This window comes from Sulfitobacter sp. TMED3, from assembly GCF_002167505.1.
Taxonomy (GTDB): Bacteria; Pseudomonadota; Alphaproteobacteria; order Rhodobacterales; family Rhodobacteraceae; genus Sulfitobacter; species Sulfitobacter pontiacus.
The window spans coordinates 112255-135304 of the sequence record NZ_NHBI01000003.1 but is presented as its reverse complement, the minus strand read 5'-3'; the positions used below and the strand labels follow the sequence as shown (position 1 = coordinate 135304).

Below are 23050 nucleotides of genomic sequence, written 5' to 3'. Positions count from 1 at the left end.
CCGGTTCAGAACCGTTTGAGCTGCGCAAGCGCGCGCAGGGCTAGATCGCCCGCCTGTGTTTGCCGGTAGATCCCGAGCGAAGTCAGTGCCGCGCGCTCCTTAGTGTGACTTTGGGAACGCCAATCGAGAAACCTCAATAATTGCTCGCGAGCGGTCGCCGTTAGAACAGGAGCAATTCGGTACATCGCGGCCGCATTTGCATCGATCCAATTCACCAACGTACCATCCGCCATGTATCGAGCCCTGCGCCGTAAATGACGAACAGGCGCGCCCACAAGATTTGCACCGTGTTGCCTGTATAATACCCCAGGTTTCTGATCATGAAGAATACTAAACCCGGCGCCCGTGATCGCTTGATACATCCACCAATCATGAAAGGGAGTTTCCGCAACGTCCGTAGTACTTAAAATGCTACGCAGATAGTTGGTGACGATAGGCGGAATCACAATCGTATTTCCGCGCATAACATTCTGTACGATTGCATTTCCAAACCGATAAGGGCGATTCAACGCCGGGGACGTTCCCAAACGCTCCCCCGTTTCGTTCACATAGTAACTTCTACTACTGTAAACACATCTACCACCCAGCCGCCCGACAAGCGCGACAGCACGGGATAGTTTGTGAGGCAGCCAGACATCATCCTGATCGGAAAACGCCACCCACTTCCCATCTAACCCTCTGTTTTTCAACAACTTATAATAATTGGCGGCAACGCCCCTCTGAGGCCCTTTGAGCAAGTGAATATCATGGTGCGGTGTTTCCGCTTTGAAATTTTCAAGCGCCTCACAGGTGCCATCGGTCGAGCCGTCATCGCTTGCCCAAAGGCTCCAATCCTGATGCGATTGCCCGCGGATTGAGGCCAACTGATCTGCCAAAAACATGCCACCGTTCTTCGTCCCCATTAAAATGTGAACATGCGGTTCCGCCATCCTAAAATCCTTCGTAGTTTAATCGACTTTCTCTGAACTACTTCGCGCGAATTAATAAACTGTGAGGACTGTTGAATTATGCACTGAGATCATGACCCATAATCCTGCCCAATCAACAACCACGCACCATACGCACGCGGCGCGCAAACAACAAAAACTGCGCGAGCGTGAGGAAGCTTTGCGACGCATCGAAAAAAAACGGCATGATAGGGCGCTTGCCGTTGCGGCGCGGGAAAAGAAACGAGAAACAGCCTCTCAAGCGACCATTCTGACACTGCCAGTCACGTCGATCGTCCCGCCTGTGCCACAAGCGCGCCTTCACCTACGTCATCGGCTTTCTTTTGTCAGCTTTATCATCATCGTTCTCGGAACCAGCCTGTTCGTGTCATGGTACCTTTGGGAGCGCGCTGCAGATCGCTATACCTCTATCGCTGGATTTGCTGTCCATAGCGAGGATATGAGCTCGCCGGTCGAACTCTTGGGTGGGGTCGCAAATCTCTCGGGGTCCGGTGCCGCGGACGAAGAAGTTCTGTATCAATTCATTCAAAGTCAGCACTTAGTGGAGAAAATCGATAAGTCTCTGAATTTGCGAAAAGTATGGTCGCCCCCCGCAACAAACTCTGATCCGGTTTTCGGCTACCACGCCCCTGGTACGATCGAGGATCTGACCAAATACTGGGGTCGCATGGTCAATGTGTATAGCGATAGTAGCACCGGTCTGATCGAGGTTAAGGTGCAAGCATTTGCTCCCGAAGACGCGCGGGCCATTGTGCAAGAAATCTATGCTGAAAGCGCAAAACTGATACATGAACTTTCCGCGATAGCGCACGAGGATGCTACGCAACATGCTGAAGAGAACTTGGCGCGCGCAGCGCAGCGCCTCAAGAAAACGCGGCTTACGCTAGCCGAATTCCGCATAAGGAACCAATTGGTGAGCCCCGATACACCGCTTCAAATTCAGACCGGGTTATTGGCATCTTTAGAAGCAGAAATGACGGAAACGTTGATTAGCATCGACATGCTTCAACAAACCAGCACGCCAACCGATCCNCGCTTGAAGCAAGCGCAANGAAGGCGCGACATAATAGCAGCNCGTATCTCGCAGGAGCATCAGAAATCGAATGCCATGCAGGGTGCAATGCACTCCATTGGTTTCGCGGATCTTTTTGGGCAGTTTGAAAGCCTAAAGGTCGATTTGGAATTTGCTGAACAGTCTTATACCGCCAGCCAAGCCGCCTTTGATACAGCGGTTGCAGAGGGGCGAAAAAGATCAAAATACTTGGCGGCGCATATCCCTCCGACACTTGCAGAGACTTCGATTTATCCAAATCGCCCATTTCTTCTAGGCGTCACATTCGCATCTAGCTTCGCCCTGTGGGCGCTCATTATGCTGGTTTGGCACTCCTTACGTGATCGGCACTAGGATCGCCGATGATTGTCTTTCGAAATTTGACCAAAACCTATCATGTGCGGGGTCGACGGAAGACTGTCGCTTCAAATATTAACGTTATTTTTCCAACTGGTATTTCTGTCGGGCTGCTAGGGCGGAACGGCGCTGGAAAATCTACGCTGCTCAAGATCATTGCGGGGGCAACTGACCCTACATCGGGCGAGGTCATCTCTGATGGCAGTGTATCTTTCCCAGTTGGCTTTGCTGGGTCGTTCCACCCCGACATGACGGGGGCACAAAACACGCGCTTCGTGGCACGGATTTATGGTGCAGACACGTCTGCGCTGGTCGATTACGTCGCCGATTTTTCCGAGCTTGGGGTTCATTTTCATCTTCCATTCCGAACATACTCCGCCGGTATGAAGTCGCGCCTGGCTTTCGGCGTTTCCATGGGGCTGCAGTTTGACACCTATCTGATTGACGAAATCACCGCTGTCGGAGATGCTCGGTTCAAACAGAAAAGTCGTTCCATTTTTATGGACCGCCTGTCCCGATCCGGTGCAATATTTGTAAGCCACTCCAATGGCATGCTACGAGAACTATGCACGGCAGGCGCTGTTTTAGAGGCCGGAAACCTAGAATACTTTGCCGACATTAACGATGCGATAGCACATCACGAATACAACATGGGGAAATGATCAGCTCATCCCAAGGCGTACCGTATGGCTCTATCTATTCTGCCGGAAAACACCAAGCTTGCCTATTGCATCGGGGCTCAGAAAGCCGGCACGACTTGGCTTTATGAAACCTTGCGCACCAGCAGTCAGATTCATTTTTCGCGCAATAAGGAACTTCATTATTTCAATGTGATCGCGGGTAAGTCTGACCAGGTTTTTGACCTACGTATGAACACGGTGAAAACCTTGGCAAAGGAATTGGTGTCAGAACGCGGCCCCAAGAATCGGCGCAATCTTAGGGTCCTCAGCGAATTGGCTGACCTTTTGTCCATCTACACGGATGCGCCTGAACATCACGAGGCCTATCTTTCCTATCTTACTCAGGGGTTTAGCGGCCAGCCTGTGATCTGCGACATCACCCCGGCTTATGCGATACTGGACGCAAAGGACTTCTCTGAAATGGGGAGCCTTGGCGAAAGTTGTTTCATCTTTATTTTGAGGGATCCGATTGATCGTATGTGGTCCCAAATCAGAATGGCCGTTAGCGCGGATGCCGCCCAGGTAGCCGACTTTCAAACGGCTTGCGAGGCGCGCGCGCAGCATTTGATCGACAGTAAACGGCTGCCTAAGTTAGAGCGGGCGAACTATCGGCGCACGATGAGCGAGCTGGAAGCCGTGATCCCTCCACATCGAATTAAATATGTATTTTACGAAGACCTTTTTCACGCTCATACCATGCGCGATATCTGCACGTTCTTAGGTATTTCGCCGATTTCACCCAAAGCTGATCTTCGCAGTAATTCTGGTCGTCACGCCATGTTGCCAGAGCACCTAAAACACAGTTTTAGAGAGGCCTTTGCCCTACAGTATGACTTCATTTTAAATCGTTTTGGCGCAGCGACGCCCGCACGATGGCAGGTCAACAGCGCGCAGAGGGTACCAGGATGATAGGTCGGGTCGCACGCGGACGAAATACAATGGTCTTTGCGACGCCACGCATTATCGTCGCGCTGATACTTCGCGAAATCGGGACCAGCTATGGCCGGTCCCCGGGTGGGTATATTTGGGCATTGGCTGAACCCGTTCTCGGGATCGCGCTGTTGACCGCAATATTCTCGATCGGGTTTCGTATGCCCCCNCTCGGAAACAATTTTCCAATCTTTTACGCTACAGGNTTGCTGCCCTTTTTGATGTTCGTCGATCTCAGCAACAAGGTCGCGCAGGCGATCAACTATTCGAAACAGCTACTAGCCTACCCGCGCGTGACTTTCGTCGACGCCATCTTGGGGCGGTTCATCCTCAATTTTCTCACTCAGCTTCTTGTAGGCTTTATCGTACTGANTGGGATCATTTTTCTGTTTGATACGCGGGCCGCAATAAATGCATCAGACATCGTGTCAGCGCTGACTATGATTGCCGCGCTTTCACTGGGCGTGGGGGTNTTCAACTGTTTNATGATGTCNATGTTTCAGGTCTGGCAACGTGTCTACGGGATTTGCACGCGGCCGCTTTTGCTACTGTCCGGCGTCATCTTTTTATANGAAACGATACCCGAACCCTACCGCNNCTATCTTTGGTTCAATCCNCTGATCCACGTGGTCGGCCGCGTCAGGTCNGGNTTTTATCATAANTACGACGTACCCTANGTCTCNTCAGCCTATGTCTANGCCGTTGCCGCAATACTGGGCCTTTTTGGCCTTGTGTTATTAAGGCGCTATCACCGTGACATTCTGGAACGGTAACGATCCCAGCGTGGCAGTTTAAACTTTAAAAGCTTTCGAAGTCGNCGTTTAGGATAGATAGNTTTTCGACGCCCAACAGGTCCAGNGTTTTNCCGCTGCCAAAATCCAGCACGATATGCCCCTCGGCCCCTTTGTGTGCGAACGACTGAAGCTGGCTCATCGATAAACTTCCCCCACCCCAAAGGGCAGAATCCAGCGAAAGAGTGTCAATTTCGTTTTGAAAGCTCAGGATTGTGTCTTGGCCTGCACCATAGATAAACCGATCTGCCCCGATCCCACCGGACAGCACGTCGTTTCCCGCGCCGCCATCAAGCGTATCGTGACCGGCATTGCCTTTGATCAAATCATCGCCGTCGCCGCCGATCAGCTGGTCGGCACCATTGTCGCCCGACAGCGTATCNTTCCCNGACCCNCCGTTAACCGTATCGTTGTTGATCCCCCCGGNAAGACGGTCATTCCCGCTGTCNCCCTGCANNAAATCTGCNCCCGCATTTCCGAAAAGCTGATCATTCCCGCTGCCGCCAAGCAGTTGATCCGCACCGGCGCTACCCTCCAAACGGTCTTTGCCGGCACCGCCCCACAGGCTATCGGCATTTAGCCCGCCGATCAGATGGTCATCGTCCCTATCCCCATAAAGTCTATCCGCACCGTTATTGCCTGTTAACGTGTCGTTCCCGTCGCCACCGCCAAGCGCGTCATACCCGTCGCCGCCCCACAGGGCGTCGTCCCCATCACTACCGCGCAAAGTGTCCCAGCCGATACCGCCCCAGATCTGATCCCCCTCGGTACCACCCTCAATCAGATCGCTCCCCCCGTTGCCATAGATCGTATCGGCCCCAGCTTCGCCAAGAATCGTATCATTGCCGCCTGCGCCGATCAGCCTGTCGCCATCCGCGCGCCCGCTGATATGATCATCGGCCGCATCCCCTTCCAGCACATCCGACTGCGGCGTGCCAACCAGAACCAACGGGGTCGGTGCGGTGGGAAGGGATGGCGTATCGGGTTCCTCTGGCAGGGTCCAATCCGGCATGAAACGCGATTGCCCAATCAGATCGAGCGCTTGAACATCGTCCTCGCTAAGGGACTGTCCGTTCGATGTTTTTATCTCTAACTGCTCCTCACCAAAAGACAGAACCGCACCGTCTTTGGTCGAAGATATGGTCAACTGAGACCCATGTCTCAGGAACGGCCAGGCCGACAGATCAATGCTGTCCTGTGCGCTGTCGAAATCGGCAATCGTATCGGCCTCCCCATCTGCGGAAAGCACAAAAAGATCGCGGCCGGAGCCACCGGTCAACAGATCACGGCCGCCGCCGTCTCGCAAAATGTCATCCCCTGCGCGCCCAGCGATATGGTCCGCGCCATCCCCGCCGGATAGCAAATCGCCCCCCGTGCCGCCTGTCAGCGTGTCAGCTTGATCACCCCCTGTTGCCGCCGCAACCCGGTCAGAAATATCCACTGTAAAAATGCTCAGCCCCGCTTCGGCACCCGAGGCGACGGCGAGGTGCAGTAAATCTCCTTGTACCGAAAAGTTAAGCGCCGACACCGCGTCGAGCGTGCTTCCGTCCGTGTCTTCGATCGACACCAGATGCATCAACCGGCCATCGTCCATCAANTCNAAGACCGAAACGCCNTCATCTCCGCCCGCCGCCGCNACATAGGCGCGGCCGNGNTGTGTTGCGGTCTCGATCACATGCACCCCGTCAAAGCGCGTGTCCCGCGTGTCGAGGACGTGATCCGTTAAGGTTAATNCNCCATTTGCCNCCAGCATCGCGACGCTCAAACTCGCGCTTCCCGCCGCGGCCAGTATCGCAAATCCATGCCCCCCAACCTCNACAAANGCTGTCGCGCTTGGCCTGCCGATCCCCACGCCATCCTCCGCCGCGATACGAGAGANNTCTCGCGGGATACCATTCCCATCCAATTTGAACGAAATAAATGCGTCGTCCCGCGCCGAGGATGCCAGCAGATACGGCGTGCTTCCGACATNCCCGACGCTNANGCCGGTCAGACCTGCCTNTGACGCGACGCNACTGTCGCCCGATATGCGTGNCAGCGCCCCATCGTCNCCCANACGCCANGACCCGATGCTATCCGCCCCCCGCACCAGCCCGTATAGATNGCTCTGCCCGCCTAAATCCAGCGTCTCGACGGCCAGTAACTGGGCAGGCACGGCACCACCGGTCACGGCAGAAANATTACCAAAGCGCCCATCATCTGTTAACGCAANGCGGGTGAGCGCGGCGTTATCCGCCCCCGTGAGCAATAGCGCACCGTCTACAACCTCCAGCCTGTTGGTGACTCCGGCCCGCGTGTCCCCGGCGATGGCCCGACTGTCCAGAAACCGAAGCCCCCCTTCCGCATCAATGCGATAGGCCAGCAAGTCACCGCCACCAAAGCGCGAGGTCGTGTACAGCACCGCCCCGCCAGAGGATTGGACAACCGCCATATCCGTCACCCCGGTCAGCGCCATATCCTTCCGCGGCGACAATGTGGTTTTATGCTCAAGCTCCATCGGTTTATTCCCCTACATGTTCCGGGGATAAAGATGAGCCGAATTCCTTAACGGCAGCTTCAGCTTTTAAGGCGGCAATGTGGCCCTTTCATACAATTTTCGGTTTTCGCAGATCAGAGGTATAGGCCACCGCTATGCGTNGTGCCCGCGATATCGCCCGGCAGCACGGTCCCGCCACTTTGCACCACAGCGTTGCTGCTCACGTCAAAACGTTTGCCCGTGGCTGTGCCGGTGAAACCATGCCCGCTGAAATCCGCCTGCCCGGCCATCTCGCAAGTCACAAACGCAGTGGCAAAGTCGGGCGTATTCGCCAGCGTCACCGTCTGCANCCCCCGCGCCAGNACAGCCCCCTGCGACAGACGCAGATGATANGCGGCATCGCCGTCGATAACNTACGAACCCGCCCCCTCGACGCGCCCGCCGACAATATCCAGATGTCCCCCCGCCGCGCCAAAGATGACCTCATCAACCTCTAACACCGCTTCCGGCAACACCCGGATCGCCGGGTCGGCACCGGAGGTTTCTATCCTCATACCNCGCAATCTCAGACGCCCCGAAACCAGNTCGATCACCGACCCTGTCGCTGTCATCNTGACCGCGTCGGGGTCGCCAGCATTCCCGACAAGCTCAACCAGACCTCCCCCCAATGCAGCGCTTACCGCGACTGGCATAGGGCCCAGATCATAGCTGCCATCCGCCAATTGAACCGTGACCGCGTGGCCTGCGCTGTCCAAACGGACGACTTCCTCCATCGCACGGCCTAGCGACGCAAAGGCAGCCGCCCCCGTGCCCCGCCCACTTTGCCCGTCGCCACCCTGAAGGGGGTCCACATAGTAAATGCGGGGGGCAGTCAGCCGCTCTCGCCAACCCGAGACTGGGGCGGTCACACGCCCGCTCGCCGCTTCAATGCGCAAAGCTTCCGCCCAATTCGCGCCGTCTGCGCTGACCTTGATGGCGAAATCGTCGCTCCCCGAGGTCCCCATCTCGGCCCGCCCCCCAAAGGCGGTCTGNAACAGCAGACTGGCCGTGTCCCCTTCGGNTGCCTTGTTGATCTTCACCTGATGCCCCGCCCCGGCATTGTTGAACAGCACCGCATCCGACGCCACAACCAACCGGTTATACGCATCCGGCGTCGCCCCGACACCNAGCCGAGGCACATCTTGCAACNCCGGCACCGCCCAGCGCGCGCCGTCGTAAACCACTTGGGTTTGGCCGGGGGCCACAGATGCCACCCAGCCCGGCATCGGCGNGATAAACTGCCACGCCCCNTCCACGAACACTGCCACNNCNTGGTCATGCCCCGCCCAATCCCCCACAGCGTTTGAGGCCACCAGATACCGATCCCCCTCGGCTGCGGTCGCGGGCGGCGTAGTTTCGGTNAAAGACAGGACCGANAGNTGCACAATCGCNTCCAAAAGCCGCAGCGCCTCGTTATGGGTCACATGCTTTTGCGCTTGCGACGGTTGAATATACGGAAGGGCGAGAACGGGGGATGTATCGGTCATATGGTGGCTCCTGTTCGGTAGATGTTGATCAGGGCCCACCCTGCNGCAGACAGGTTAACGCGAGCCTGCACCANCGCACGCCCCCCGCCAATATGGTCGGCGATTTCGAGGGCGGTGCCATGATGCTTGCATTTGGCATGGTCTCTGCCCTTTTGGACGTACAGCGCGGTGGTAAAGGNACTGTGATCGACGCTGCAATGACCGATGGATCGGCCCTGTTGATGTCGATGATCTATGCGTTTCACGGTCAAGGCTGGTGGCAGGATGACCGGGGTGTGAACATGCTTGATACAGGGGCGCATTTCTATGATGTCTATAAGACAGCGGATGNAAAATTCGTCTCTATTGGCGNGATAGAGCCGCAATTCTACGCTCAACTACTGCACCTCTGCGGTCTGTCAGACGAGCCCGACATGCAGATCCANAACGACCAACGCCAATGGGACGCCATGCGCGACAAGCTTGCCCGCTTGATTGAAACCAAGACCCGCGCCGAATGGGACGAGATCATGATCGGCCACGNTGCCTGCTATNCCCCCGTTCTGTCATTGGCAGAGGCACCTNCCCACCCTCACAACACCGCACGCGATACATTCGTCACCGCAGGGAACGTGCTACAGCCTGCGCCAGCACCGCGATATTCGACCCATAAAACCACGCCGCCACGGATGCCCGACGGTCAAACCGATACCCGCACTATCCTCGCCGAGCTTGGCTATGACACAGATCGCATCGCCACCATCCTTAACGCAGGCGGTATTGCGTAACTGCTCTTATCCGTCATTTCGCAACCAGCGGCTGACAATCCAGAATCGACCCGCTACAAGACCGCCTAGCGCAGAGGGGCCAGCGGGCCGCAAGGAGCGGGGCAGCCGGATATGACATCGCCACAACGCCACCCGAACGGGGCAGCCACATGACCACGATGATCCCCGCCTGGGTCAACGGCAAGCTTACCCCCGTCGAAAAGCTCGAGGTCCACCAGCGCGGTCTTCGCCACAAGGCCATCTCGGTTTTCGTCATGCGCGGACGCGAAACCCTGATCCAGCGACGGGCGCTTGGCAAATATCACACCCCCGGTCTCTGGGCGAACGCCTGCTGTACCCATCCGTTCTGGGAGGAACCCGCGCTCACCTGCGCCAAACGGCGACTGGACGAAGAGCTGGGGATCAGCGGCCTAAGGCTCGACCATCGCGACCAGGTCGAATACCGCGCCGATGTGGGGGGCGGCCTGACCGAACACGAGCTGGTAGAGATTTACGTCGCCGAAGCTGTCGCGCTCACCGATGTGACCCCGAACCCCGCCGAAGTGATGGACACCGCCTGGGTCGACCTCTCCGACCTCGCCCGCCAGACCCAAACCACGCCAGAGCGTTTTACCCCCTGGTTGCGCATCTATCTGGCCGAACACATGGACAGCATCTTTACCGCTTAATCCTCAGTCTCGTCCGATGGTTCTGGTGTAAACAGCATGAACAGCGCATTCCCTTCGCGCAGCAAATGCACCTCGGCATCACCGGCAGTCATATCTGGACGGGGCGGGCAGGTATCAGGCACCTCGTCACAGGCCACTGCCGTCTTTCCGGTCAACTGTTTCAGCCGGAACGGCAGCGCTTTGTAAGATTGTATGCCGGCCTTTAGCCCAGCGGCAATTTTCGATGAGTCGCCATAGACATAGACCGGCCCCTCCGTCGTCCGCACCTCCTGCGCCCAGAGTTTGGTATCGCTACGCCAATCATTGGACTGCCCATAGGCCAGAAACAGCTGGATGAACCACACACCGATGATTAACAGCAATAGATTGCGCCCTAAACGGCCATATAGACCCTCATCCTCGCTCAATATCTGAACCGCACGCACCACAGTGAGCGCAAAGAAAACCCAAAAGAAGATAAACGCGCGCGGCGGAACGATCACCCCCAGTTTCAGCGCCTGAACCACCGTCAGCGCCAGCCCGATCGCCATGCCAGCCGCAAGATACAAAGCCTCAAGCGGCGCGCGCTTGCGCAGCACATTCAGGGCAAGGATATAGACNAANGGAATAAGNCCGATNAGCGGCGGATACCCGATGCCGGTCCGGTTGAGGAACAGCGTAAATGTTTCCCCCAGCTTCGGCAGGTTGGCGATCATCCCGCCAATCCCGTNCCCCGCGGTCGGATCACGCCAATCGGCCACAGGCACNCCNAACACNCCNTGAACCTGCCAGTTCAACGTATAGACCGTTAGCACCGCGACAACGAAGCTTGCGCANAACANCNCCATCAGCCCCGCCAGATCGCGGATTGACCGGTCCCGCGTACGCGCAATGCAAATCGCCANCAGCAGCANCGGATAGGTCGTATAGGCCATAAAGCTGACGATCACGAAAATCGGCAANAGCCAGCGCAACTGCGNGCTGGANANGTAACAGGCCAGCACCGCAAACAGCGCCACAACAGCCAACCCGGGGATGAGCGTATTGAACCAGAGCGAGATCAGCATCTCGGACGGGCAGACCACCAGCAGCAGGCCCAGCACGACAGTAAACCAGCGCTGCGCACCGGGGCCCATCGCCGCTACGGCAAACGCTGCGACAAACGCCGCCCATAGGCTCTGATACAGGGCAAAGTTCAGCCAGGCGGGCGTTACCACCTCGCGCAGGTGCCAGATATAGTTCAGCCACCGCCCCTCGTGCAGGGTCTTGTTCCAAAAGGCGGGTGCGTCACCGAAAAACGCGGGGTAGTCATCATGGCGGATCATCGGATCCAGCAGATTTTGCCCCGTCAGCAAAAACGCCGCCACCAGTGTGATCAGGAAGACCGGTGCCAGCTGCAGCCGTTCAGATTCGGCCCGCATCNCCAACNGCCGCCCGNCCGCCGCNGTCATACANCCGCGCGACCCAGGGTTTTGGCACGGCGCGCCCGCAGGGCAAGCACCATCGCCCGCGCTTGCGCAATGGCNGTGACAACGCCGCGTGGCAGGGTCTTGACCACNGCCAAACGCAACCGCCAGCCAAGGCTACCCGCGTTGCGCAGCTTTTGNCCCGCAGGCACTTGGGTCGCGAGGATCTCTTTNGGCAAACCCGCGCGCCCGGCCTCATTCACATAAAGGATCGCGTTGTAACGATACCAGGGCGCGATATCCTTGTTGTCCTTCAATGCAGGGCGCACGCAATCATAGGCGACATAGCCTTTGGCCGCGAAAATATCCTGCCAGAAGGACAAGGGCTGTTCGTTCACGTGAAACTCGCCCCCCTGTCCGGTGACCGCAGCGGAAAACAACACACGATCAGACGCCCGCGTNAGACTATCGACCAGAACCTCCGAGGCTTCGGTGGGCAGATGCTCNCCGACCTCAAGGCTCTGCGCCAGATCAAAGCGGCGNCCCGTCTTTACCGGCTGTGTCAGATCGGCGGCCATGAACTGCTCCGGCGCGACTGCCAGTTGCGCCCGGTCTACATAATCCCCGTCTACGGCCAGCACGTCCTCCGCNCCACCTTTGCGCCATTCATCCATCCAAACACCGCGCCCACTGCCCAGATCGATCACCGTCGTNGGCTTCAGCAAAGGAAACAGCAANGACACAAACGGTTTTGCCGANGCGCGCGCACTTTGGTTGATGTAGTCGAAAAATGTATCACTGTAGATATGGCTCATGACATGTACTCCGTCTTGGGGTGCGGCAAGGCGAACACCCATAGGGTCATCAAAATATAGTTCTGCACCGGNAGATACAGCGCAACGGCCAGCGCCGCCGCCCAGGCCGGCATCCCCAAGGCCACGGCCAGAGNGCCCGTGACAAGCATCGACATGCCAAAGCCGCAGCCGACCATAATGGCGAATTTNGTGATCTGGCTGCGATTGATCAGCCGCCGTTCAAAGGTGAACAGGGCATGACCGATGTACTGCAGCACGATCGCCAGAAAAAACGCCAGCGCATTNGCTGCCGGTTGTGNCANCCCCNCCGCCAGAAACGCCGGATACATCGCCACGTAGGATAATGCCGTCANAATGCCGACANCCCCAAAGCGNGCGCANTTATAGTCAAAANCACGCATCAGGCACGCAACCGTTTCACGTCNGGGACCATATCGCGCGTATCATCGCTNACNAAATAGAGCGGGCGATCCTTGGCCTCGACGTAAAGGCGACCGATATACTCCCCCAGAATACCCAGCGTCAAAAGCTGCGCCCCCGAGAAGAAGCTAACCGCGAGCACCACCGACGCCCAACCCGGTGCCGTCTGATACACGACCAGCGAATAGATCACATAANCGGCCATCAACGCCGCCATGAACAAGCTGACAAAAGACAGGCGCGTCGCAAGTTTCAACGGCTTCGTCGAAAAGGCGGTCATCGCGTCGATGGCAAAGCGCATCATGGCGCGGAAGGGGTATTTGGTTTCGCCCAAGGCGCGTGGTGCGCGGATATATTCAATACCCACCTGTTTAAAGCCTGCCCAAGCGAACATCCCCCGAATAAAACGGGCCTTTTCCGGCATCGTCAGCACCGCATCCAGCGAGCGGCGGTTCACCAAACGGAAATCGCCCGTGTCCTGCGGGATCGGGACATCGGACATGGCATTGAGGAAGCGGTAGAACAGGTGCGCCGTGGCCTTCTTGAACATGGTCTCGCCCTGGCGCTCGCTACGACGGCCGTAAACCACGTCAAACCCGCGATCCATCATGAACATCATATCGACCAGCAATTCCGGCGGATCTTGCAAATCGGCATCCAGCATAAAAATGCGTTCGCCCTGTGCCGCCTCAAGCCCGGCGGTCAGCGCGATTTGATGCCCGCGATTGGCCGAAAGCTTGATACCCACCAGTTGCGCACAGCCCGCTTGCGCGGTCTCGATCGCTTTCCACGTGGCATCGGTGGATCCATCATCCACCAGAATAATCTCGGCCCGATCTTTCCACGGCGCGATCGCCTGCGTCAGCCGCGATACCAGCCCCGGGATCGAGGCTTCTTCGTTCATGCAAGGGATCACAACAGAAAGATACATATCACACCGCCTGAATAATTGACCCGTTCAGGGGTAATGAGGCGATGTGGCTGAAATAGGGCACCGATGGGTTCAATTTGCGAAACCTCTGGCCGTTAGACATTCCCTTTGAAACATAAAAGGCCGGACATTTCTGCCCGGCCTTTGGTCATCAATTGTGGTCAGATCATTTGGTGACCGCGTTCCCCACACTCAGGATCTGCGGCAGGATCTGCGAAACAGCGCGGCTCCATTTGGTGACGGGCTGCTGCGCGATAAAGATGATGTCATCAGGGCGCAGCTCGAACCGCGGGGCCAGCGCGAAATTCGCGGCGTTGCGGGCATCCAGATGCCACGCGGTAATGGCCCCCAGCTCGCGCGGATCGGAGGATGCGCGCAACACATAGACCTGGGACACATCGCCGGTCGACGACGCTACACCACCCGCATCATACAAGGCATCTGCCAGACTTGCCTTACGCTCGTATGGCAAGGCAAAGCGCGACTGAGTCCCGACTTCCCCCGCGAGATAGACATAGTCTCGGTCATCGGCACCAAGATCTAGGCGTGCTTTGTAGTTGTCACGGGCTTCGTCCAGATTATCACGGCGCAAGGACACCTCAAGCTGCAGCTCTTGCAATGCCGAGGCGCGTGCCGCCTGACGCGCCTGAACCAAAGTAATCTGCTGCGCGAAATATTCCTGAGCACGCGCCAGTTCGTATTCCGTGTCGACAAAGATCGCATCGCCGGGCAGCAGGCGGGTCTTGGTCAGGCTCGCGCGGGAATAAAGCTGCGACAGCGGGATCTGATACAGCGTACCATCACGGTACAAACGGATCGAGGCATAGTCCTGATCCTCGACCGTGATCCCGCCGGCAGCGGCCAAGGCTTCTTCCAGATAGAGCGGCGTCAGCGTTACCGGCACAACAGTCGGCTGCGACACGGCGCCCCCGATGGACACACGGCGCGAGTTGAACTCGGAAATCTCGAGGCTGAAAGTCGGGTCAATCTGGTTCTCGACCAGACGCTGGAACAAGGCTGCTTCGGCGTCTTCAATGGTCAAACCGGCAATACGCACACGGCCCACATCGGGAATGTTGATCGATCCGTCATCCTGCACGGTATAGCCTTGGCGCGCGTTTTGTGCGGCCAGCAGCCCGGTCAACTGTTCAACCGATCCGGCGGCGCGCGGCGTGGCCAGCAGCACCACATCACCGATACCAATCTCGTAGGGACCGGGATCAACCGGGGGCGGCAGGCGCAGCTCAAGCGCATTGGGGCGGGTCTGAACGTCGAGTGTGGGCGATGGCAGCGCCCCGGTTCCGCGCAGCCCCGAGCCAGAGCCTGCGGTGCGGGAAAACACATCGGGCAGGCTCCGTGGCGCATAGGCGGATCTATTCGCCTGAATGACGGATTCAGCAGTGAGGTTCATCACCCGTACATTGGTGCCGCCAGCGACGCCCTCTACAACTTCAGGTGTTCGGTAAACCGTACCACAGCTTGCAAGGGTCAGGCCCAAAACAGCTACCAATAGGTATCGCACTTTAATACTCCCATTCATCATGTGACACCTCGCCCCCAGACAGGTTCGGCCCCTGTTAACCTTAACGGGCGGCGGCCTTGGTCATCAAATACCCGACCTCATCGCCCGCCCATTGCCGCGCCTGTACAATGGCACCGCTCTTTACACTGACCCAATACGTATTCCGAAACGACTGGTCCAGACTTTTGCAATCCTCGGTTACAACCCGCGTCGGCACGGTGCCGATCTCAAGCGCGAGCGTCGCGCTGCCCTGCGGCTCCACCAGACAGCGATACGCGCGGGTAGAAATCTCATCCAGTCCTGTCAGATTGCTGTGCAACCGGTCTGAATAACCGCGCCGCCCGGACAGGATCAGCGCCTTGGGCTCCGACACATCAGCGGCGAAGAGTTCAGACCCAAGGCCGCGTGTCCCTTGCAGCATCCCGTCTTCCAGCATCAGCGCGGTTAAATCCGAACTCAGCCACGTATCGACACCGTTCACACGCGCCTCGCGCAGCATGCGGCCGGTTTGTGAACGGTTCTCGACGGTCAGCAGCAAGGCGGGGGTGGCGGTATCCTGCACCAGCGCGGCAAAACGCGGCGGAAACCCTTGCGAGGTTTTGGGCACGACTGAATCGTCGTCCACAGCAACGGCAACACCCCGCGCCAGAAGGTTTTGACTGGCGCTACAGGCTGTGAGGCCCGCCAGACACAGACCAAGGGTCAACGCACGTAAGATCATCGCAGGTATCTCCCCCAGCTGTCCCGCAGCTCTTTGCCGCGATAGTCGCGCACGACCCCGTGCAAACGGTTGGCGACAGCAAGACGCGCCCCACCGTCACGTGTAATCGGCTTGATTGTTTGCTGGACTTTCGTCCGCGACGGGCGTCCGGTCAGCCACGAAAGCGGCACTTCGAACCGCAGGCCCTTGTCGAAAGACCCTTCCCCGAAATCATCAAAGGACACATCCGTGAGCGTGAAATACCCGCCAACCTTGAACCCGTTGTTGAATTCACGATCCAAAGAGAACGTCGCGCCATAGTCACCCGCAAGGTAGCGACCAACATCTAGCTGCCCGAAAAACCCATTGCCCAGATCATAATAGGCAGAGGCATGGCCGGTCACGACGTCATAGTCCTGAAACCCGAACAGCATGTCGAAATCACGTTGTTTGACATAGTTCAGCTCTGCCCCAAGTGCGAGCCGGCTATCCATCGGATACCAAAGCACCTCGGTCGACACGCCGCCAAACATCCCTTCCAGATACCCTGCCGAGACCCGGCCAAACAGGTTTTTCCCAGGGCGGAACATATACTCGGCCGTGAGGCTGTTCACCTCAAGCTCAGATTCCTTTGCGTAGCGTATAGCATTAGAGCGCACCGGCTCGATCACGGAATCCGACACGCGGAACGATTTGTCGATATTGCCCACCAGCGGATAGCGGAAACGACCCCCAAAGGTCAGCCCCGGACGGGGCCGGTAATCCATCTTGAGCTGGACGCCGAAATCGGCCCTGATCGGGCTGTTAGGGTCGAAAAAGGACGTGGCGAGATATGGGCCGATCGACGTGTCAAAGACCGGGTAGATATCCGCCAACTCGCCTTCGCGGCCCTGAGCATGCCCATCTTCCAGACGCGCCCGTGCCAGACTGCGCCAGGCACCATCGTAATCAAACTGCAACTCTTCCAGATCGGATCTTTGCGTCACGATCTGGTTCAGCGGCACGCCGCGCTCCAGAAACACGACCGTGAACTCTTCGATCGCGGGGGGCAGCGTCACCGCCATGGCCCGCGCCGTGCGCCCTGCCGCTTGGGCCTCGTTGTCGAAACGGGTGTTTTCCACGCGGACGGTCGCGCGGTTGCCCGACATGGTGAAGCCTTGCAGCTCCAGCCCGTCTTCCGCCAGCACACGCTGCAACACGGCCTCGACCGCATCACGCCCACCCCCGGCAGCAGAGTTGTTCCACTCAGCAATCGCCAGCCGGTTGCGCGCGCCGATGGTGCGCGGTGCCTGCTCCAATCCGCCGGGTACAGACGGTTTCTTGGGGTTGATGACATAGCTCAGCTGCGCGCCGACCTCATGCCCCCCGACGACAAACCCCTTGAGGTGCACACCGTTGTTGAAACGATACTCCAACCCCACGTTGAGGGGCGAAGACACGTCGATGCCCGTGTTCACCGATTCCCGCGTGTATTCATCGGGGGAGTATTCGGCGAATAGCGTCATCTGGTCCGACACATTCCACTGCACGCCCGCGAAGACCGACGTCGGCCCGCGGAACCAGTTCCCTGTCTCTAGCTGGCCGCCCGTGTTGGCGTCGCGCGTCCGTGTGTCAAACCGGTCAGACAAAATACTGAACGGATTCGAGAATGAGTTCCGCCCCGCAAGCCGCCCCCAGCCCAGACCGCCGGTGACCTCGAGCTTCGACCCAAAGCTTTTGGTGGCCACAAAATATTCACTGCTCAGGATACCAGTGCCCAGAAAGTCTCGCATCCCCACGGCGAAAGCAGGGCGTAGGTCGGTTTCATCCCAAATCTGGTAATGCACATCAAAGCTGCGATCGAAGGTATCGCCATCAAGGTACGCATTGGTACTGATATTCTTAATCCGCGAATACCGGAATGTCCCATAAAGACGCGGCAAGACCTGGAACGTCGCTGAATACCGGTAGTTGGGGCCAAACGTGCTTGCCGTGAAGGCCAGATCGCCGTCCTTCAACACACGGGCCGTCGGCATTTCAACCAACCCGGGTGTGCCGTAGGTCGATAAAGATTGCGCTGCGCCTTCGGCAAGACTAGTGACGCAAAACGCCCCGGCTAGCATCGAACAAGCTAGTTTCCTCGAGCGCCCTTGCATCTGCTAACCTACCTATTAATTAATTGTTGCGAATACCGGGACCGTAGAGAACTTTAAGAAGGACTACACTTTGTGTGCCGTCCAATCAACGGATTTACCATTTCGTTGCGCCAGTTTTGCAACACAGAGGATACGCCAAGACCTATGCTGAACCGTTGGTTTAAACGCCGTCAACCTGACCCCGAGCCCGAACCTCATTTCGATCCGATCACACCGGATGTACCCGTGATTGCGATCGGAGATATTCACGGGCGTTTTGATCTGCTTGAAAGACTGCCCGAACCTCCGGACGGAACACAGGTGATCTGCGTCGGCGACCTTGTCGACCGCGGCGAACAAAGTGCGCAGGTTCTGCGGGCGCTGCACGAACAGCCCGATATTATCACGCTGATGGGCAACCACGAGCAGATGATGCTAAAGTTTATCGACAATCCGAAAGAGAATGGTCCGCGCTGGCTCCGGTACGGCGGGCTCCAGACTTTGTCGAGCTTTGGCGTCTCGGGCGTGTCGCAAACCTCCTCTGGTGATGATCTGGAACGCGCCCGCGACGCCCTGCAAGGCGCTATGGGCGAGGCCTTGCTCGACTGGGTGATCAACCTGCCAACCTCTTGGGTGTCGGGCAATGTCGCCTTTGTCCACGCCGCTGCTAACCCACTGATCCCTATCAAGGATCAGGAAAGCCGGACGTTGCTTTGGGGGCATGAGGATTTCGGGCGCAAACGCCGCCGTGACGGCATCTGGGTCGTACACGGGCACACAATCGTCGACACCCCGATGATCAAGGGCGGCGTGGTGTCGATCGACACCGGGGCCTACGCGACGGACAAGCTCACCGCCGCGACGATCCACAATGGCGAGGTCGAGTTTAACTACCTCTGATCTGACGGCATCCCGATTTTAACCACACCTTAGGATACCTCTGCTTTAGCTGACGCACCGGCACATGCGCCGGTGTTTGGTTGCTATGGGTAAGAGGTGACGATGGCGTTTATCGATATCGGGATACGGCAGGGCAGTGATGTCCATGCACGTCGGGCGCCACTTTACGAACATGGCGGGAAACGGGTGTTCGACCTTGCCGTCAGCCTCGCGTTGCTGCCGCTGATCCTGCCCGTGATTATCGTTTTATACTGTCTGGTGGCATCCACGGGTCAGGGCGGTCTTTATGCCCACCCGAGGGTTGGGCGCGCCGGCAAGGTTTTCCGCTGTTGGAAAATCAGAACGATGGTCCCTGATGCACAGGCCGCGCTTCCGGCGATTCTATTGGCGCGACCTGATCGCGCGCTGGAATGGGCGTTGTACCAAAAGCTGACCAAAGATCCGCGCGTGATCCCCGGCGGCCATTTCCTGCGCCGCACCGGTCTGGATGAACTGCCCCAGATCTGGAACGTACTGCGCGGCGATATGTCTTTGGTGGGGCCGCGCCCCGTCACCCTGGCGGAGCTGCACAGCTACGGTGATGCCCGCCACGCTTACCAACGGGTGCGCCCGGGGGTCACAGGGCTTTGGCAGGTATCGGGGCGCGGCATCCTGCTGTTTGCCGAACGCGCCTCGCTTGATGAACGCTATGCCCGCCAGCCAAGCTTTATGGGCGATCTCAAGATCATCGCGCGCACTCTGCCCGTCCTGCTGCGCCCCACCGGATACTGACGGGGCGCAACAACAGTTAACGCGGTGACAAGGCGCTAGACCAACCCTTTGATCCCCGTTGCGGTGGTGCCGCTGTCGCGCACTTTTGAGATGCGAAACGGATAGACGACCCCCGCCATCAAACCGGGCAGAGTGATTGCATCCCCGCTTTTCAGCGTCACCGCGACATCACCGGCCCCACCGACCATAAAGCCACGGGTGATCTGCGGCAGGTCGGCGGTATCGTCGGGCACAATATCAAAGGCCCCGCAAATAGGGCCGGTCAATCCTGCGGTATAGTCATTGAAATTGTCGGTAATTGGCATGTCGCTCTCCGTTTGGTGAAAAGCGCAGCTTGGTCTACCGATCCTACCTAAATCTTACCCCACCGTGCGGAGCACCCCCAAGGCCGGCAAACAGCCTTGGGGAAGATCATTTACGCAAGCTTGCCGTGACAATGCTTGAACTTTTTGCCCGACCCGCAGGGGCATTCATCATTGCGCGCAGGGGTGCCCCACGTGCTTGGATCATTCTCGTCGAACCCCGCCACAGCGGTAGAGCCAGACTCTGCAGCGGCGGTCGAAGCCGGCGCTTCGCTGTTCTCTTCCGCCGCCTGCGCTGCGTTAACCTGCGCCGCGGCCTGACGTTCCTGCATTTGCGACAGGATTTGCTGCTGCTCTTCCTCTGTCATCGGACGGATCTGACCCAGCTTCTGGGTCACTTCGGTCCGCAGGCTGTCCAGCATGCTTTCAAACAGTTGGAAGGATTCGTTCTTGTATTCGTTCAACGGATCACGCTGCGCATAGCCGCGGAAACCGACGACCGACCGCAGATGTTCCAGCGTCAGAAGGTGATCACGCCACTTGCCGTCAATCGCCTGCAACAACACCTGCTTTTCGATGTTGCGCATGTTCTCGGGGCCGAACTGTTCAGCCTTCTGGGCCATCATGTTTTCGCTGGCTTCGACAAGACGTTCGCGGATGATCTCATCGTCGACGCCCTCTTCCTCACACCATGCTGCGACGGGCACATCCAGGTTCAACTGATCCGCAACCGCGGCCTGGAAACCTTGTGTATCCCACTGATCTGCATAGGTTTTTGGCGGCATGAACTGATCGATCAGATCGTCGATCACCTGCTCGCGCATGTCGGCGGTGATCTCTTGCAGGTCGGCGGCTTCCATGATGTCGCGACGCTGGCCAAAGATGACCTTCCGCTGGTCGTTCATCACATCGTCGAACTTCAACAGCTGTTTACGAATGTCAAAGTTGCGCCCTTCGACCTTGGCCTGCGCGCGTTCCAGAGACTTGTTGACCCAAGGGTGCACAATCGCTTCGCCCTCTTTCAGGCCAAGCGTCGTCAATACTTTCTCAAGCCGTTCAGAGCCGAAAATACGCATCAGATCGTCTTCGAGAGACAGGTAGAAGGACGACCGGCCGGGGTCACCCTGACGGCCCGAACGGCCGCGCAGCTGGTTATCGATCCGGCGGCTTTCGTGACGCTCGGACGCCAGAACATAAAGCCCCCCTGCGTCGAGCACTTTTTTCTTCTCGTCAGCGTGTTCCGCTTCGATCTTTTCACGGATCGCAACGGGATCGGCATCAGGATCAGCGTCCAGCGCCTCAATCACCTTCAGCTCGACGTTGCCGCCCAGCTGAATGTCGGTGCCGCGACCGGCCATGTTTGTCGCGATGGTNACCGCNCCGAACTTGCCCGCATCCGCCACGATCTGCGCTTCCTGCTCGTGCTGGCGCGCGTTCAGAACGTTATGCTTGATGCCCGCTTCGGTCAGCATCTGGCTCAGCATTTCGGATTTCTCGATAGAGGTGGTACCCACCAGAACCGGCTGGCCTATCGCATTGGCTTCTTTGACCTTTTCGATCATCGCCTGATATTTTTCCAGCGCCGAACGATAGACCTGATCGTCTTCGTCCACACGCGCAACCGGCACGTTGGTCGGGACAACGACCACACCCAGCCCGTAAATCTCGGCGAATTCTTCGGCTTCGGTTTCGGCAGTACCCGTCATGCCGGCCAGCTTGTCATAAAGGCGGAAGTAGTTCTGGAAGGTGACCGAGGCCAGTGTCACGTTCTCGGGCTGGATCTGGCANCCTTCCTTCGCTTCGATCGCCTGATGCAACCCGTCGGACAGACGACGACCGGACATCATACGCCCGGTGAATTCGTCGATCAGCATCACCTCGCCGTCGCGCACAATGTAATCCTTGTCGCGCTGGAACAGCTTATGCGCCCGCAAACCCTGGTTCACGTGGTGCACGATGGTGGTGCTTTCGGGGTCATACATCGTTAACCCTTCTTCCAGCAGACCGCGGCTGTGCAGCTCTTGCTCGAGGAACTCGTTCCCTTCGTCGGTAAAGGTCACGTTGCGGGTTTTCTCGTCCAGCTCGTAGTGGCTTTCCTGCAGCAGCGGGATCACATCGTCGACGATTTTATACATCTCGGAGCGGTCTTGCGACGGGCCNGAGATAATCAGCGGCGTCCGCGCCTCGTCGATCAGAATACTGTCGACNTCNTCCACGATGGCAAAGTTGTGCTGTTTCTGGAAAATCTGGCTCAGCTCAGACTTCATGTTATCGCGCAGATAATCAAAGCCCAGCTCGTTGTTCGTGGCGTAGGTCACGTCGCAATCATAGGCGGCGCGTTTGTCTTCCTCGGTCATGCCGGACACCGCAGCGCCCGTGGTCAGCCCCAGCGAGGCAAAGACCTTGCCCATCCAGTCGGCGTCCCGTTTCACGAGGTATTCGTTCACCGTGACCACATGCACGCCCTTGCCGGTCAGCGCATTGAGGTAAGCGGCCAGCGTCGCGGTCAGGGTTTTACCCTCGCCGGTTTTCTGCTCNGAGATNTTNCCCTGATGCAGGAAAATCGCCGACATCAACTGCGTGTCAAANGCGCGCAGACCCAAGGTCCGGCGNGCGCCTTCNCGGCAGTTCGCAAAAGCTTCCGGCAGCAGATCATCAAGGCTTTCGCCGTCAATCGCCCGCTTGCGCAGCTCTTCCGTTTTTTGCTTCAGACCGTCGTCGGTCAAAGCCAAGAATTCTTCTTCCAGCGCGTTGATCTTTTCAACCAGCGGGCGGGTCGCCTTGATTTTACGGTCGTTTGGGGTCCCAAAGACTTTTTTGGCGAGTGTTCCGATGCCCAGCATGCAATCTCCTGCCGAAGTTATGTTCCAAGGCGTCCATCTGCTTGCCGAGCCGCCGGACAGCCCCTAGATACAAGACTGAACGTGCGCCAAGGCCGCGCCCATAGGGCGATGTAAGGGCCGCACTAAACCGTGTCAATGTAGCAGCCCCTTGTGG

General features: G+C 57.9%; 17 protein-coding genes. 7 read left to right on the top strand and 10 right to left on the bottom strand.

Features of this window, described 5'->3' with window-relative positions; all coding sequences use genetic code 11:
* Positions 1-5: 5 nt before the first annotated feature.
* Positions 6-929, bottom strand: a complete 924-nt coding sequence (locus tag CBB63_RS00805; protein ID WP_286697790.1) for a glycosyltransferase family 2 protein — start codon at positions 927-929, stop codon at positions 6-8.
* A gap of 1431 nt (positions 930-2360) precedes the next feature.
* On the opposite strand from CBB63_RS00805, the gene CBB63_RS00795 reads away from it, so the two are divergent.
* Genes CBB63_RS00795 through CBB63_RS00785 form a run of 3 tightly spaced genes read left to right on the top strand, consistent with a single transcriptional unit; the run spans position 2361 to position 4738 of the window.
* Positions 2361-3017, top strand: coding sequence for an ABC transporter ATP-binding protein (locus tag CBB63_RS00795; RefSeq protein ID WP_132997683.1), 657 nt, complete (start codon positions 2361-2363; stop codon positions 3015-3017).
* Between the two features lie 24 nt (positions 3018-3041).
* A complete protein-coding gene (locus CBB63_RS00790; protein WP_286697788.1) occupies positions 3042-3944 on the top strand; it encodes a sulfotransferase in 903 nt (300 codons plus the stop codon).
* Complete coding sequence (locus CBB63_RS00785; protein WP_353744236.1) at positions 3908-4738, top strand: ABC transporter permease; 831 nt, start codon at positions 3908-3910, stop codon at positions 4736-4738. The genes CBB63_RS00790 and CBB63_RS00785 overlap by 37 nt, the downstream gene beginning before the upstream one ends.
* A gap of 25 nt (positions 4739-4763) precedes the next feature.
* On the opposite strand, the gene CBB63_RS16385 is transcribed toward CBB63_RS00785, so the two are convergent.
* Positions 4764-6332, bottom strand: a complete 1569-nt coding sequence (locus tag CBB63_RS16385; RefSeq protein WP_502695835.1) for a calcium-binding protein — start codon at positions 6330-6332, stop codon at positions 4764-4766.
* A 1034-nt stretch (positions 6333-7366) separates the two neighbouring features.
* A complete protein-coding gene (locus tag CBB63_RS00775) occupies positions 7367-8758 on the bottom strand; it encodes a DUF2793 domain-containing protein (protein ID WP_286697785.1) in 1392 nt (463 codons plus the stop codon).
* Between CBB63_RS00775 and CBB63_RS00770 the strand changes: the two genes are divergently transcribed.
* Together CBB63_RS00770 and idi are read left to right on the top strand one after the other, a co-directional pair.
* Positions 8746-9525 (top strand): CoA transferase, encoded by a 780-nt coding sequence (locus CBB63_RS00770; RefSeq protein WP_353744235.1) that lies wholly within the window; start codon positions 8746-8748, stop codon positions 9523-9525. The genes CBB63_RS00775 and CBB63_RS00770 overlap by 13 nt on opposite strands.
* Before the next feature lie 149 nt (positions 9526-9674).
* Positions 9675-10193 (top strand): isopentenyl-diphosphate Delta-isomerase, encoded by a 519-nt coding sequence (gene idi, locus CBB63_RS00765; protein WP_074636718.1) that lies wholly within the window; start codon positions 9675-9677, stop codon positions 10191-10193.
* Positions 10194-12389: 2196 nt separating this feature from the next.
* Here idi and CBB63_RS00750 read toward each other — a convergent pair.
* From CBB63_RS00750 to CBB63_RS00730, 5 genes are all read right to left on the bottom strand, one after another.
* Positions 12390-12794, bottom strand: coding sequence for a GtrA family protein (locus CBB63_RS00750; protein ID WP_286697781.1), 405 nt, complete (start codon positions 12792-12794; stop codon positions 12390-12392).
* The gene (locus tag CBB63_RS00745) at positions 12794-13744 is read right to left on the bottom strand and encodes a glycosyltransferase family 2 protein (protein WP_286697780.1); all 951 of its coding nucleotides are present in this window, start codon (positions 13742-13744) and stop codon (positions 12794-12796) included. Before CBB63_RS00745 ends, CBB63_RS00750 begins: the two co-directional genes overlap by 1 nt.
* A gap of 166 nt (positions 13745-13910) precedes the next feature.
* Complete coding sequence (locus tag CBB63_RS00740) at positions 13911-15155, bottom strand: polysaccharide biosynthesis/export family protein (protein WP_260004462.1); 1245 nt, start codon at positions 15153-15155, stop codon at positions 13911-13913.
* 172 nt (positions 15156-15327) lie between these two features.
* On the bottom strand, positions 15328-15987 hold the full coding sequence (locus CBB63_RS00735) for a YjbF family lipoprotein (protein WP_286697779.1): 660 nt from the start codon (positions 15985-15987) through the stop codon (positions 15328-15330).
* A complete protein-coding gene (locus CBB63_RS00730; protein ID WP_502695831.1) occupies positions 15984-18101 on the bottom strand; it encodes a YjbH domain-containing protein in 2118 nt (705 codons plus the stop codon). Before CBB63_RS00730 ends, CBB63_RS00735 begins: the two co-directional genes overlap by 4 nt.
* Before the next feature lie 144 nt (positions 18102-18245).
* Here CBB63_RS00730 and CBB63_RS00725 point away from each other — a divergent pair, with 144 nt between their 5' ends.
* Both CBB63_RS00725 and CBB63_RS00720 read left to right on the top strand, forming a co-directional pair.
* Entirely contained in the window at positions 18246-18980 is a 735-nt protein-coding gene (locus CBB63_RS00725) for a metallophosphoesterase (protein ID WP_286697777.1), read from the top strand.
* A gap of 102 nt (positions 18981-19082) precedes the next feature.
* On the top strand, positions 19083-19751 hold the full coding sequence (locus CBB63_RS00720; RefSeq protein ID WP_286697776.1) for a sugar transferase: 669 nt from the start codon (positions 19083-19085) through the stop codon (positions 19749-19751).
* Positions 19752-19786: 35 nt separating this feature from the next.
* On the opposite strand, the gene CBB63_RS00715 is transcribed toward CBB63_RS00720, so the two are convergent.
* Positions 19787-20056, bottom strand: a complete 270-nt coding sequence (locus tag CBB63_RS00715; protein ID WP_005850873.1) for a spike base protein, RCAP_Rcc01079 family — start codon at positions 20054-20056, stop codon at positions 19787-19789.
* Positions 20057-20166: 110 nt separating this feature from the next.
* The gene (gene secA / locus CBB63_RS00710) at positions 20167-22896 is read right to left on the bottom strand and encodes a preprotein translocase subunit SecA (RefSeq protein ID WP_286697775.1); all 2730 of its coding nucleotides are present in this window, start codon (positions 22894-22896) and stop codon (positions 20167-20169) included.
* Positions 22897-23050: the final 154 nt, after the last annotated feature.